Annotated in this window: 12 protein-coding genes; all 12 read right to left on the bottom strand. The window is 70.1% G+C overall.

What is annotated here, in order from left to right:
* Window positions 1-224 precede the first annotated feature (224 nt).
* The 12 genes from coaBC to pyrR all read right to left on the bottom strand — a co-directional run bounded on the left by coaBC (window position 225) and on the right by pyrR (window position 13,178).
* Window positions 225-1,454, bottom strand: a complete 1,230-nt coding sequence (coaBC, locus tag ACFZB3_RS41310) for a bifunctional phosphopantothenoylcysteine decarboxylase/phosphopantothenate--cysteine ligase CoaBC (RefSeq protein ID WP_391386471.1) — start codon at window positions 1,452-1,454, stop codon at window positions 225-227.
* Window positions 1,455-1,527: 73 nt separating this feature from the next.
* Window positions 1,528-1,800, bottom strand: coding sequence for a DNA-directed RNA polymerase subunit omega (rpoZ, locus tag ACFZB3_RS41305; protein WP_005319902.1), 273 nt, complete (start codon window positions 1,798-1,800; stop codon window positions 1,528-1,530).
* 51 nt (window positions 1,801-1,851) lie between these two features.
* Window positions 1,852-2,445 (bottom strand): guanylate kinase, encoded by a 594-nt coding sequence (gmk, locus tag ACFZB3_RS41300; RefSeq protein ID WP_391386467.1) that lies wholly within the window; start codon window positions 2,443-2,445, stop codon window positions 1,852-1,854.
* A gap of 60 nt (window positions 2,446-2,505) precedes the next feature.
* Complete coding sequence (locus tag ACFZB3_RS41295; protein ID WP_003977346.1) at window positions 2,506-2,829, bottom strand: integration host factor; 324 nt, start codon at window positions 2,827-2,829, stop codon at window positions 2,506-2,508.
* Between the two features lie 278 nt (window positions 2,830-3,107).
* Window positions 3,108-3,953: an orotidine-5'-phosphate decarboxylase gene (pyrF, locus tag ACFZB3_RS41290; RefSeq protein ID WP_391386462.1), complete on the bottom strand. Its 846-nt coding sequence runs from the start codon at window positions 3,951-3,953 to the stop codon at window positions 3,108-3,110.
* A complete protein-coding gene (locus ACFZB3_RS41285; RefSeq protein WP_391386459.1) occupies window positions 3,950-5,056 on the bottom strand; it encodes a quinone-dependent dihydroorotate dehydrogenase in 1,107 nt (368 codons plus the stop codon). Before ACFZB3_RS41285 ends, pyrF begins: the two co-directional genes overlap by 4 nt.
* A 155-nt stretch (window positions 5,057-5,211) precedes the next feature.
* Window positions 5,212-8,523 (bottom strand): carbamoyl-phosphate synthase large subunit, encoded by a 3,312-nt coding sequence (carB, locus tag ACFZB3_RS41280; RefSeq protein WP_391386453.1) that lies wholly within the window; start codon window positions 8,521-8,523, stop codon window positions 5,212-5,214.
* A complete protein-coding gene (gene carA, locus ACFZB3_RS41275) occupies window positions 8,516-9,658 on the bottom strand; it encodes a glutamine-hydrolyzing carbamoyl-phosphate synthase small subunit (protein ID WP_391386448.1) in 1,143 nt (380 codons plus the stop codon). The genes carB and carA overlap by 8 nt, the downstream gene beginning before the upstream one ends.
* A complete protein-coding gene (locus ACFZB3_RS41270) occupies window positions 9,655-10,224 on the bottom strand; it encodes a hypothetical protein (protein ID WP_391386445.1) in 570 nt (189 codons plus the stop codon). Before ACFZB3_RS41270 ends, carA begins: the two co-directional genes overlap by 4 nt.
* Window positions 10,221-11,507, bottom strand: coding sequence for a dihydroorotase (locus tag ACFZB3_RS41265; protein WP_391386442.1), 1,287 nt, complete (start codon window positions 11,505-11,507; stop codon window positions 10,221-10,223). The genes ACFZB3_RS41270 and ACFZB3_RS41265 overlap by 4 nt, the downstream gene beginning before the upstream one ends.
* 5 nt (window positions 11,508-11,512) lie before the next feature.
* Window positions 11,513-12,493 (bottom strand): aspartate carbamoyltransferase catalytic subunit, encoded by a 981-nt coding sequence (locus tag ACFZB3_RS41260; RefSeq protein ID WP_046726572.1) that lies wholly within the window; start codon window positions 12,491-12,493, stop codon window positions 11,513-11,515.
* Between the two features lie 85 nt (window positions 12,494-12,578).
* The gene (pyrR, locus tag ACFZB3_RS41255) at window positions 12,579-13,178 is read right to left on the bottom strand and encodes a bifunctional pyr operon transcriptional regulator/uracil phosphoribosyltransferase PyrR (RefSeq protein WP_391386439.1); all 600 of its coding nucleotides are present in this window, start codon (window positions 13,176-13,178) and stop codon (window positions 12,579-12,581) included.
* Window positions 13,179-13,423 lie beyond the last annotated feature (245 nt).

The following is a 13,423-nucleotide window of genomic DNA, read 5'->3' as shown; positions in this document are numbered from 1 at the left end:
TGCAGCGGCTGCTGTCTGATCATTGGCGGACGACACGGGGGCTGCACCCGGGCGTCGTCCGAGAACAGTTTATCGGTCGCACTCGGCCGCCGGCCCATCTGTCTCGACACTCGGAAGTGCTGTGACCTGCGGCACGGGCATTCTGCCCAATGGTCGGCGGCCTTGACCAGAGCCCCCGCACCGCTATGTCGCGTCCGGGAAAGTTGACATATGGCTGAAATAAGTTAACCCAAACGGGCCGCCACCAGGTCCCACACGGTGTCGGCGAGAGCCTCCTTCGGCCCGTGCGGCACGGGCGTCTCGCTGCCGTCGGCGCCGAGCACCACGGCCTCGTTCTCCTCGGAGCCGAAGGTCTTCCGCTCCCCCACCTCGTTCACCACGAGCAGGTCGCAGCCCTTGCGCGCCAGCTTGGTCCGCCCGTTGGCGAGGACGTCGTCGGTCTCCGCGGCGAAGCCGACGATCACCTGTCCGGACCGCGCCCGGTCGGCCGAGATCTCCGCGAGGATGTCCGGATTCCGCACCAGGACGACCGGCTCGGGATCCTGGCCGTCCTTCTTCTTGATCTTCCCGGCCGCGTAGACCGCGGGGCGGAAGTCGGCGACGGCGGCGGCCATCACCACGGCGTCGGCGTCGGCGGCCGCCTTCAGCACCGCCTCCCGCAGCTGGACGGCCGTACCGACCGGGACGACGTCCACGCCGGCCGGATCGGGCAGTCCTGCGGTGTTCGCGGCGACCAGCGTCACCCGGGCGCCGCGCGCGGCGGCCGTGCGGGCGAGGGCGTAGCCCTGCTTGCCGGAGGAGCGGTTGCCGAGGAAGCGGACGGGGTCGAGGGGCTCCCGGGTGCCGCCGGCGGAGACGACGACGTGGCGGCCGGCCAGGTCGGGCTCCGTCACCCCTCTCGCGAGGACGCGGCGGCAGGCCTCGAAGATCTCCGCCGGGTCGGGGAAGCGGCCCTTGCCGGTGTCGACGCCGGTGAGGCGGCCGACCGCCGGTTCGATCACGAGGGCGCCGCGGCGCCGCAGCGTGGCCACGTTCTCCTGGGTGGCCGGGTGCTCCCACATCTCCGTGTGCATCGCCGGGGCGAAGACGACCGGGCAGCGGGCGGTGAGGAGGGTGTTGGTGAGCAGGTCGTCGGCGAGGCCGTGGGCCGCCTTGGCGAGCATGTCGGCGGTGGCGGGGGCGACGACGACCAGATCGGCGTGCTGGCCGATGCGGACGTGCGGGACCTCTTCGACGTGGTCCCAGACCTCGGTGGAGACCGGGTTGCCGGAGAGGGCGGACCAGGTCGCGGCGCCGACGAAGTGCAGCGCGGAGGCGGTGGGCACCACCCGGACGTCGTGGCCCGACTCCGTGAACCTCCTCAGCAGCTCACAGGCCTTGTACGCGGCGATGCCGCCACTGACCCCCAGCACGACCTTCGGCTTGCCCACCGGGCCTCCACTCGTCGATTCCATGACGCCATCACACACCACAGGCCCGGCAGTCGGCTGCCGGGCCTGTGGATAAGTCAACCGCAATACGAAAGTACTACTGCGCCGGGCCCTCGATGGCCTCGGACGTCAGCAGACCCGCGTTGATCTCGCGCAGGGCGATGGAGAGCGGCTTCTCGTGGACGTGGGTGTCGACGAGCGGACCGACGTACTCAAGGAGGCCCTCGCCGAGCTGCGAGTAGTACGCGTTGATCTGACGGGCACGCTTGGCCGCGTAGATCACGAGGCTGTACTTCGAGTCGGTGGCCTCAAGAAGCTCGTCGATCGGAGGGTTGATGATGCCCTCGGGCGCGGTGATGGAAGAGGACACGCTCTGCCTTCCGATGGATGGGAAAGATTCAGTCTGAATGATCAGCAACGATCACACAACGTCCATCAAGGCTAGCAGCTCGCGCGCCACGTCCTTGACAGAGGTGTTGACCAGGGTTTCGTCGAACTCCGGCTCGGCCGCGAGCTCGACCTTGGCCGCGTCCAGGCGCCGCTCGATCACCTCGGGCGCCTCGGTGCCGCGTCCGGTGAGCCTGCGCACCAGTTCCTCCCAGGAAGGAGGGGCCAGGAACACCAGCCGGCCCTCCGGCATGGTCTCGCGGACCTGCCGGGCGCCCTGGAGGTCGATCTCCAGAAGGACCGGCACGCCGGACTCCAGGTGCTCAAGGACCGCGGTGCGCGGGGTGCCGTAGCGGTTGCCGGCGAATTCGGCCCACTCCAGGAGTTCGCCGTTGGCGATCAGTTTGTCCATCTCCTCGTCGGAGACGAAGAAGTAGTGGACGCCGTGCTTCTCGCCGGGGCGGGGCTTGCGCGTGGTCGCCGACACCGAGAGCCAGACCTCGGGGTGTTCCTTGCGCATATGAGCGACGACCGTGCTCTTGCCGACCCCGGAGGGGCCGGAGAGCACGGTCAGCCGCGGACGTACGTCCGGGGGCTCGGGGGTCGTCCCCCGGAATGTTGCAGCCATGCAGCGATTATTCCAGCAATCGCAGGCCGTCCGGGACGGCCCTCCCGGACGGCCCTGTGATCAGGAGCCGGTGCTGCCGAACTCGCGCTCCAGGGAGGCGATCTGGTTGGAACCGAGGCCACGCACGCGGCGGCTCTCGGAGATCCCGAGTCGCTCCATGATCTGCTTGGCGCGGACCTTGCCCACGCCCGGCAGGGACTCAAGCAGGGCGGAGACCTTCATCTTGCCGATGACGTCGTTTTCCTGACCCTGCTTGATGACCTCGTGAAGAGAGGCGCCGGAGTGCTTGAGTCGATTCTTGACCTCGGCCCGCTCCCGGCGAGCCGCGGCGGCCTTTTCGAGCGCGGCTGCGCGCTGTTCAGGGGTAAGGGGCGGAAGAGCCACGCCTACGTCACCTCGGATGTCGAACTGTCGGATACGGACCGGTGAGGAACCTAGTCGCCCCACACCTGGGGAGCTACGAGCAACACGCTTGCCCGTTGACTCTGCTCGGAGACTAGCGGGCAAGTCCGCCGGAGTCAGCGAGAACAGCGGAAAAGTCCTGGTCAGCCTCCGTGAGGCCAGACATTTCAGACATACTGCCCCGGATTTGAGGATGTATTCACACTCTCGCCGTCACCGAAGCGCTCGCCGGAGCAGTCGTCGGAGTCCCGTCGGAGCCCTCACCGACCTGCGACGACATCCCGGATCTCGCCCGCGAACCGGTCCGCGGCCACCCGCAGGGCCCCCACATCGGGACCGTGACGCAAAACACCTCGGCTCACGTTTGGAACCACGTTGCGCACGGCAGCTCCGAAGACCGCGGGAAGATCGGCGGCCGTCGCCCCCTGCGCGCCGACGCCCGGCGCGAGGAGCGGACCGTTGATGTCGAGGTCGTACGACGACAGGTCGCCGACCGTGGCGCCGACGACGGCCCCGAAGGAACCCAGCGGCTCCTCCCCCGCGTTCTCGGCGGCGAGATGGGCCAGCACGGTCGCGCCGACCGTGCGCCCGTCGGCGCGCACCGCGTGCTGCACCTCGGGACCCTCCGGGTTGGAGGTGAGCGCCAGCACGAACAGGCCGGCCCCGGTCTCCCGGGCCAGCGCGACGGCCGGGCTGAGCGAGCCGTAGCCGAGGTACGGGGAGACGGTCAGGGCGTCCGAGAACAGCGGGGCGTCCTTGTGCAGATAGGCCTCCGCGTACCCGGCCATGGTCGAGCCGATGTCGCCGCGCTTGGCGTCCATCACGACCAGCGTCCCGGCCGCCCGCGCCTCTTGCACCACCCGCTCCAGCACGGCGATCCCGCGCGAGCCGAACCGCTCGAAGAACGCGCTCTGCGGCTTCATCACGGCGACCCGGTCGGCCACCGCCTCGACGACGGTGCGGCTGAACCGCTCCAGGCCCGTCACGTCGTCGTTGAGACCCCACTCGGTGAGCAGCGAGGCGTGCGGGTCGATGCCGACGCACAGCGGACCGCGCTCGTCCATGACGCGGCGCAGCCGCGCGCCGAAGGGCTCCAGCGGGCTCATACGGTCTTCCTCACGTCGGCGCCGACCGCGTCGGCGAGGGTGGCGTACGGGCTGGTGCGCAGGCGTGCCGCGAGGCCCTTGTGGACGGCTCTACCCCAGAAGGGCCCCTCGTAGATGAAGGCGCTGTAGCCCTGGACCAGCGTGGCACCGGCCAGGATCCGCTGCCAGGCGTCCTCGGCGTTCTCGATGCCGCCGACGCCGACGAGGGTGATCCGGTCGCCCACGCGCGCGTACAGGCGCCGCAACACCTCCAGGGAGCGTGCCTTGAGCGGTGCCCCGGAGAGTCCCCCGGTCTCCTTCACCAGGGCGGGATCCGACCGCAGCCCGAGCCCTTCGCGAGCGATCGTCGTGTTGGTGGCGATGATCCCGTCGAGTCCCAGCTCCACGGCCAGGTCGGCGACGGCGTCGACGTCCTCGTCGGCGAGGTCCGGCGCGATCTTCACCAGCAGCGGCACCCGGCGGTTCGCCGCCACGCGGTCGGCGGCCTCGCGCACGGCCGTGAGCAGCGGACGGAGGTGCTCGACGGCCTGGAGGTTGCGCAGGCCCGGCGTGTTCGGCGACGACACGTTCACGACCAGGTAGTCCGCGTACGGCGCGAGCCGCTCGGCCGACTTCACGTAGTCGCCGACGGCCTCGGCCTCCGGTACGGCCTTGGTCTTGCCGATGTTGACGCCGACGACGGTCCTGAAGACGGCCTCACGGGTCGCCAGCCGCGCGGCGACGGTCAGCGAGCCGTCGTTGTTGAAGCCCATGCGGTTGATGAGCGCCCGGTCCGCGACGAGCCGGAACAGCCGCTTCTTCGGATTACCCGGCTGCGCCTCGCCGGTCACGGTCCCGATCTCGACGTGGTCGAACCCGAGCATCGACATCCCGTCGATCGCGACGGCGTTCTTGTCGAACCCCGCGGCCAGCCCGAACGGCCCGTGCATCCGCAGCCCGAAGGCCTCGGTGCGCAGTTCCTTGTAGCGGGGTGCCAGGGCTGCAGCGACGAACGTGCGCAGCACGGGGATCCGGACGGCGAGCCGGATCCACCGGAAGGCGAGGTGGTGGGCGGCTTCGGGGTCCATCCGCCGGAAGACGAGCTGGAAGAAGATCTTGTACATGACGTCCTCATGCCAAGGGGGACACCGACACCGGTGCCCCCCTCACAGACAGCTGGGCAAGCGCCCCTTCAAGGGCGCGGGGCAGTGCTCAATATGCGGCTCCGCCGCGTGGGCGCGACCAGCCACAAACCGGCCCGCAGCCGAACCACGGCCTATCAGTCCCTCGCGGCCGTCAGCCTCTCCGCATGCTCCTGAAGCGACCGCACGCCCACATCCCCATGGTTGAGCGCGTCAATACCCTGCACGGCCGCCGCCAGCGCCTGCACGGTCGTCAGACACGGCACCGACCGGGCCACCGCGGCCGTCCGGATCTCGTACCCGTCCAGGCGACCCCCGGTGCCGTACGGCGTGTTGACGATGAGGTCCACCTCGCCGTCGTGGATGAGCTGGACGATCGTCTTCTCGCCCTGCGGACCGACGCCCTCCGACTGCTTGCGCACGATCGTCGCGTTGATGCCGTTGCGCTTGAGCACCTCGGCGGTGCCGGAGGTGGCGAGCAGTTCGAAGCCGTGGGCGACCAGCTCGCGTGCCGGGAAGATCATCGACCGCTTGTCGCGGTTGGCGACGGAGATGAACGCACGGCCCTTGGTGGGCAGCGGCCCGTACGCCCCGGCCTGCGACTTGGCGTACGCCGTGCCGAAGACGGAGTCGATGCCCATGACCTCGCCCGTGGAGCGCATCTCGGGGCCGAGGACCGTGTCGACGCCCCGGCCGTGGATGTCGCGGAACCGCGACCACGGCATGACCGCCTCCTTGACGGAGATCGGCGCGTCGAACGGCAGCTCGCCGCCGTCGCCGCGGGCCGGCAGCAGCCCCTCGGCGCGCAGCTCGGCGACGGTCGCGCCCAGCGAGATCCGGGCGGCGGCCTTCGCCAGCGGCACCGCGGTCGCCTTCGAGGTGAAGGGCACGGTACGGGAGGCACGCGGGTTGGCTTCGAGGACGTAGAGGATGTCCCCGGCCATCGCGAACTGGATGTTGATCAGACCGCGTACGCCGACCCCGCGCGCGATGGCCTCGGTCGAGGCCCGCAGCCGCTTGATGTCGAAGCCGCCCAGGGTGATCGGCGGCAGGGCGCACGCCGAGTCGCCGGAGTGGATGCCGGCCTCCTCGATGTGCTCCATGACGCCGCCGAGGTAGAGCTCCTCGCCGTCGTAGAGCGCGTCGACGTCGATCTCGATCGCGTCGTCCAGGAACCGGTCGACGAGCACCGGCCGGGTGGGGCTGATCTCGGTCGACTCGGCGATGTAGGAGGCGAGGCGGGTCTCGTCGTAGACGATCTCCATGCCACGGCCGCCGAGGACGTACGACGGCCGGACGAGGACGGGGTAGCCGATCTCGTCGGCGATGGCCTTGGCCTCGGCGAAGGTGGTGGCGGTGCCGTGCTTGGGGGCCGGCAGGCCGGCCTCGGCGAGCACCCGCCCGAAGGCGCCCCGGTCCTCGGCCGCGTGGATGGCCTCCGGGGAAGTGCCGACGATCGGCACCCCGTTGTCCTTGAGCGCCTGCGACAGGCCCAGCGGGGTCTGGCCGCCCAGCTGCACGACCACACCGGCGACCGGTCCGGCCTGCTGCTCGGCGTGCACGATCTCCAGCACGTCCTCCAGCGTCAGCGGCTCGAAGTACAGCCGGTCGGAGGTGTCGTAGTCGGTGGAGACGGTCTCCGGGTTGCAGTTGACCATGACGGTCTCGTAGCCGGCGTCGCTCAGCGCGAAGGACGCGTGCACGCACGAGTAGTCGAACTCGATGCCCTGGCCGATGCGGTTGGGGCCGGAGCCCAGGATGATGACGGCCGGCTTCTCGCGGGTCGCCACCTCCGTCTCCTCGTCGTAGGAGGAGTAGAAGTACGGCGTCTTGGCGGCGAACTCGGCGGCGCAGGTGTCGACCGTCTTGTAGATCGGGCGCACCCCCAGCGCGTGCCGGACCTCGCGGACGACGTCCTCGCGCAGCCCGCGGATCTCGGCGATCTGCTGGTCGGAGAAGCCGTGCCGCTTGGCCTCGGCGAGCAGCTCGGGGGTCAGCTCGGCGGCCTCGGCCAGCTCGTCCGCGATCTCCTTGATGAGGAAGAGCTGGTCCACGAACCACGGGTCGATCTTCGTGAACTCGAAGACCTCCTCGGGCGTGGCGCCCGCGCGGATGGCCTGCATGACGGTGTTGATCCGGCCGTCGGTGGGCCGTACCGCCTCGTGCAGCAGCGCTTCCTTGTCGCCGGGGTCGCCGACGAAGGTGAACTGGCTGCCCTTCTTCTCCAGCGAGCGCAGCGCCTTCTGGAAGGCCTCGGGGAAGTTGCGGCCGATGGCCATCGCCTCGCCGACCGACTTCATGGTGGTGGTCAGCGTGGAGTCGGCGGACGGGAACTTCTCGAACGCGAAGCGCGGGGCCTTGACGACCACGTAGTCGAGCGTGGGCTCGAAGGAGGCCGGGGTCTCCTGCGTGATGTCGTTGGGGATTTCATCGAGGGTGTAGCCGACGGCCAGCTTCGCCGCGATCTTCGCGATCGGGAAGCCGGTGGCCTTGGAGGCGAGCGCCGAGGACCGCGACACGCGCGGGTTCATCTCGATGACGATGACCCGGCCGTCCTCGGGGTTGACCGCGAACTGGATGTTGCAGCCGCCCGTGTCGACGCCGACCTCGCGGATGACGGCGATGCCGATGTCGCGGAGGATCTGGTACTCACGGTCGGTCAGCGTCATCGCCGGCGCGACGGTGATCGAGTCGCCGGTGTGCACGCCCATGGGGTCGAAGTTCTCGATGGAGCAGACGACCACGACGTTGTCGTGCTTGTCGCGCATCAGCTCCAGCTCGTACTCCTTCCAGCCGAGGATGGACTCCTCCAGGAGCACCTCGGTGGTCGGGGAGAGCGTGAGGCCCTGGCCGGCGATCCGGCGCAGCTCCTCCTCGTCGTGGGCGAAGCCGGAGCCGGCACCGCCCATGGTGAAGGAGGGGCGCACGACGACCGGGTAGCCGCCGCCGAGCTCCTCGACGCCCGCGATGACCTCGTCCATGGTGTGGCAGATGACGGAGCGGGCCGACTCACCGTGCCCGATCTTGCGGCGGACCTCCTCCACGACCTCCTTGAAGAGGTCGCGGTCCTCGCCCTTGTTGATGGCCTCGACGTTGGCGCCGATCAGCTCGACGCCGTACTTGGCGAGGACACCGTTCTCGTCCAGCGAGATGGCCGTGTTGAGGGCCGTCTGACCACCCAGGGTCGGCAGGAGCGCGTCCGGGCGCTCCTTGGCGATGATCTTCTCGACGAACTCGGGCGTGATCGGCTCGACGTAGGTCGCGTCGGCGATCTCCGGGTCGGTCATGATCGTCGCCGGGTTGGAGTTGACGAGGATGACGCGGAGGCCCTCGGCGCGCAGCACGCGGCAGGCCTGGGTGCCGGAGTAGTCGAACTCGGCGGCCTGGCCGATGACGATCGGGCCGGAGCCGATGACCAGGACGGACTGGATATCGGTGCGCTTAGGCACGCTGGCCCTCCATCAGGGAAACGAAGCGGTCGAACAGGTAGGCGGCGTCGTGCGGGCCTGCTGCCGCTTCGGGGTGGTACTGGACGGAGAAGGCCGGCTGGTCGAGCAGCTGCAGCCCCTCCACGACGTCGTCGTTCAGGCAGACGTGCGAGACCTCGGCGCGGCCGAACTTCGTGTCGCTGACCTGGTCGAGCGGCGCGTCGACGGCGAAGCCGTGGTTGTGGGCGGTGACCTCGACCTTGCCGGTCGTACGGTCCTGGACCGGCTGGTTGATGCCCCGGTGGCCGTACTTCAGCTTGTAGGTGCCGAAACCGAGCGCGCGGCCGAGGATCTGGTTGCCGAAGCAGATGCCGAAGAGCGGGGTCTTCCGGGCCAGGACGGCGGTCATCAGGGCCACCGGGCCGTCGGCCGTGGCGGGGTCGCCGGGGCCGTTGGAGAAGAACACGCCGTCCGGGGAGACCGCGTAGATGTCGTCCTCGGTGGCGGTGGCGGGCAGCACGTGCACCTCGATGCCGCGCTCGGCCATGCGCTGCGGGGTCATGCCCTTGATGCCGAGGTCGATCGCGGCGACGGTGAACCGCTTCTCGCCGACCGCGGGGACGACGTACGCCTCCTTGGTCGCGACCTCCTCGTACAGGCTCGCGCCCTTCATGTGCGGCTGGGCCTGCACGCGCGCGAGGAGCTCGGCGTCGGTGGTGATGGCCTCGCCGGAGAAGACGCCGGCGCGCATCGAGCCGCGCTCGCGCAGGTGGCGGGTGAGGGCTCGGGTGTCGATCCCGGAGATGCCGACCACGCCCTGCGCGACCAGTTCAGCGTCGAGCGAACGCTTGGCGCGCCAGTTGGAGGGCACGCGCGCGGGGTCGCGCACGACGTAGCCGGAGACCCAGATGCGGCTGGACTCGTCGTCCTCGTCGTTCCACCCCGTGTTGCCGATCTGCGGGGCGGTGGCGACCACGATCTGGCGGTCGTACGAGGGGTCGGTGAGGGTCTCCTGGTAGCCGGTCATGCCGGTGGAGAACACGGCCTCGCCGAAGGTCTCCCCCACGGCCCCGTAGGCGCGGCCGCGGAAGATCCGGCCGTCCTCCAGGACGAGTACGGCGGGAACCTTGCTGGCTCCCCTTGTGGAGGTCGTCATCGTTCGGCGCCTTCCGTGCTGGGTGTCTTGATCATGGAGTTGACGGCGTCGACCCACTCGGTGTGCTCGGCCGCGTGGTCGGAGCGGAAACCGGAGTCGATCAGCTTGTCGCCGTGCGCCCAGGTCACCACGAGGAGTCCGCCCTCGGTGAGGACCTTGCCCGCGATGCCCTTGCCGAGCAGGGCCTCGCGGAGCGCGTCGGCGGGGATGAAGAAGTCGGTCGCGCCGGGGCGTACGACGTCCAGGCCCGCGTCGGTCAGGGTGAGCTCGACCCGGCTGCGGGAGCCGAGGCCGCGGGCCACGATGCGGTCCAGCCACTGCCCGGCGGTGGTGGAGCCGTGGTAGCGGCCGCTCATCGTCAGTCTGGCCTCGCCGGGGTCGTCCGGCGCGGTGGGCAGCTCCGGGAGGTCGCCCTGGAGGGTGCCGCGCCACTTCCAGCCCTCGCGCATCAGCCAGTAGACGAGCGCGACGAACAGGGCGAGGCCGACCAGCCAGCCGATGCGGGCGGACCAGTCGGTGACCGCGGCCGACTTCTTCTCGTCGGCCAGCAGGATCAGAGGTGTCACGTCAGCTTCCCGTCCACGAGCGTCGCCTTGCCCCGCAGCCACGTGTGGGTGACACGGCCCGGCAGCTCGCGTCCCTCGTACGGGGTGTTGCGGCTGCGCGAGGCGAAGCCCGCGGGGTCCACCAGGCCACGGTATTCCGTGTCGACGAGGGCGAGGTTGGCGGGCTCACCTGCCGAGACGGGACGGCCGTGACCGGCGGCCCGTCCGATCCGGGCGGGCTTGAAGGACATCCGGTCGGCGACGCCGGCCCAGGTCAGCAGGCCCGTGTCCACCATGGTCTCCTGGACCACCGACAACGCGGTCTCCAGGCCGACCATCCCCATGGCGGCCGCGGCCCACTCGCAGTCCTTGTCCTCGTGCGGGTGCGGGGCGTGGTCGGTGGCGACGATGTCGATCGTGCCGTCGGCCAGGGCCTCGCGCAGCGCGAGCACGTCCCGCTCGGTGCGCAGCGGCGGGTTGACCTTGTAGACCGGGTTGTACGACCGCACCAGCTCGTCGGTGAGGAGCAGGTGGTGCGGGGTGACCTCGGCGGTGACGTCGATGCCGCGCGACTTCGCCCAGCGCACGATCTCCACGGACCCGGCGGTCGACAGGTGGCAGATGTGCACCCGCGACCCGACGTGCTCGGCGAGGAGCACGTCCCGCGCGATGATCGACTCCTCGGCGACCGCGGGCCAGCCCCCGAGCCCCAGCTCGGCCGAGACGACGCCCTCGTTCATCTGGGCGCCCTCGGTGAGCCGCGGCTCCTGGGCGTGCTGGGCGACGACCCCGCCGAAGGCCTTCACGTACTCCAGGGCGCGGCGCATGATCACGGCGTCGTCGACGCACTTGCCGTCGTCGGAGAAGACGGTGACCCCGGCGGCCGACTCGTGCATGGCGCCCAGTTCGGCGAGCTTCCTGCCCTCCAGGCCGACGGTGACCGCGCCGATCGGCTGCACGTCGCAGTAGCCGTGCTCCTGGCCGAGCCGGTAGACCTGCTCGACGACGCCGGCGGTGTCGGCGACCGGGAAGGTGTTGGCCATGGCGAACACGGCCGTGTAGCCGCCGCTCGCCGCCGCGCGGGTGCCGGTGAGGACGGTCTCGGAGTCCTCGCGTCCCGGTTCGCGCAGGTGGGTGTGGAGGTCGACGAGGCCCGGCAGCAGCACCTTGCCGGCCGCCTCGACGACCTCGGCGCCCTCGGCGGACAGCCCGGAACCGACCGCCTCGATGACCGGACCGTCGATCAGGACGTCCTGCGGCTCACCGCCGAGCACCTTCGCACCACGGATCAGGATCTTGCTCATGGGTCTTACTTCTCCTCGGTGGTGCGGGCGTGGCTGACGGCGGGTTCGTTGCCGCCGAGCAGGAGGTACAGAACCGCCATCCGGATGGAGACTCCGTTTGCGACCTGCTCGACGACGGTGCAGCGCTCGGAGTCGGCGACCTCGGCGGTGATCTCCATGCCGCGGACCATCGGGCCGGGGTGCATCACGATGGCGTGCTCGGGCATCTTCGCCATGCGCTCGCCGTCGAGGCCGTAGCGCCGCGAGTACTCGCGCTCGGTCGGGAAGAACGCCGCGTTCATGCGCTCGCGCTGGACGCGCAGCATCATCACCGCGTCGGACTTGGGGAGGACGGCGTCGAGGTCGTACGACACCTCGCAGGGCCAGCGCTCGACCCCGACCGGCACCAGGGTGGGCGGGGCGACCAGGGTGACCTCGGCGCCGAGGGTGTGCAGCAGGTCGACGTTGGAGCGGGCGACCCGGCTGTGCAGGACGTCGCCGACGAGCGTGATGCGCTTGCCGGCCAGGTCCTGCCCTATCCCGGCGTCCCGGCCGACCAGGCGGCGGCGCATGGTGAAGGCGTCCAGGAGGGCCTGGGTGGGGTGCTGGTGGGTGCCGTCGCCCGCGTTGATGACCGCCGCGTCGATCCAGCCGGAGTTGGCGAGCCGGTAGGGCGCTCCGGAGGCGCCGTGCCGGATGACGACGGCGTCGACGCCCATCGCCTCCAGGGTCTGGGCGGTGTCCTTCAGGGACTCGCCCTTGGAGACGCTGGACCCCTTGGCGGTGAAGTTGATGACGTCGGCGGAGAGGCGCTTCTCGGCGGCCTCGAAGGAGATCCGGGTCCGGGTCGAGTCCTCGAAGAAGAGGTTGACGACGGTGCGGCCGCGCAGGGTCGGCAGCTTCTTGATCGGCCGGTCGGCGACCCGGGCCATCTCCTCGGCGGTGTCGAGGATCAGGACGGCGTCGTCGCGGGTGAGGTCGGCGGCCGAGATGAGATGACGCTGCATCTGTCAGGCTCCGTAAGGAAGTTCACATTTCGGGAGATTGCGGGCAGGCGTGGGCGCACCGGGGTGGTGCGGGCCCCTCGGCCTGCTACGGGGTCGGCTTCGCGCCGAGCAGCACGGTGTCGCGACCGTCCTCCTCGGCGAGCAGGACCTTGACCGTCTCCCGCAGCGACGTGGGGAGGTTCTTGCCGACGTAGTCGGCGCGGATGGGCAGTTCGCGGTGGCCGCGGTCGACGAGGACCGCCAGCTGGACCGCGCGGGGGCGCCCGATGTCGTTCAGGGCGTCGAGGGCGGCGCGGATGGTGCGGCCGGAGAAGAGCACGTCGTCGACGAGGATCACGAGTCTGCCGTCGATGCCGTCACCGGGGATCTCGGTGCGGGCCAGCGCACGCGGCGGGTGCATGCGCAGGTCGTCGCGGTACATGGTGATGTCGAGCGATCCGACGGGCATCTTGCGGTCGGTGATCTGCTCCAGCTTGGCGGCGAGCCGCTGGGCGAGGAAGACGCCGCGGGTCGGGATGCCGAGGAGCACCACGTCGTCGGCGCCCTTGGCGCGCTCGACGATCTCGTGGGCGATGCGGGTCAGCACCCGCGCGATGTCGGGGCCCTCGAGAACGGGCCGCGCATCGGAGGCCTGCGCCACGGCGACAGGCTTTTCCTGCTTGTCGAGCTTTTCCTGCTTGTCCATACGAAACGGACCCCCTTCTCCGCCTCACGGGACGGACTTTAAAGGACGTCGGATTTGCGCCATCAACGGTAGCAGGTGGCGGAGAGGGCCCTGATCACCCCCCTGGCGTAACCGGACATCGCTACCACGGAAGAGTCGGTGCGGACCATTCGGCTTGACGCAGCAGAGTAACGCTGCGTAACCTCACAGTGAGTTACCAGCCGCGCGGCGGGAACCAAGGCCGGCCGCGTCGACACAGTGTCCGG

This window comes from Streptomyces sp. NPDC008092 (assembly GCF_042957285.1).
In the GTDB taxonomy this organism is placed as follows: domain Bacteria; phylum Actinomycetota; class Actinomycetes; order Streptomycetales; family Streptomycetaceae; genus Streptomyces.
This window is presented reverse-complemented; position numbering and strand designations above follow the sequence as displayed.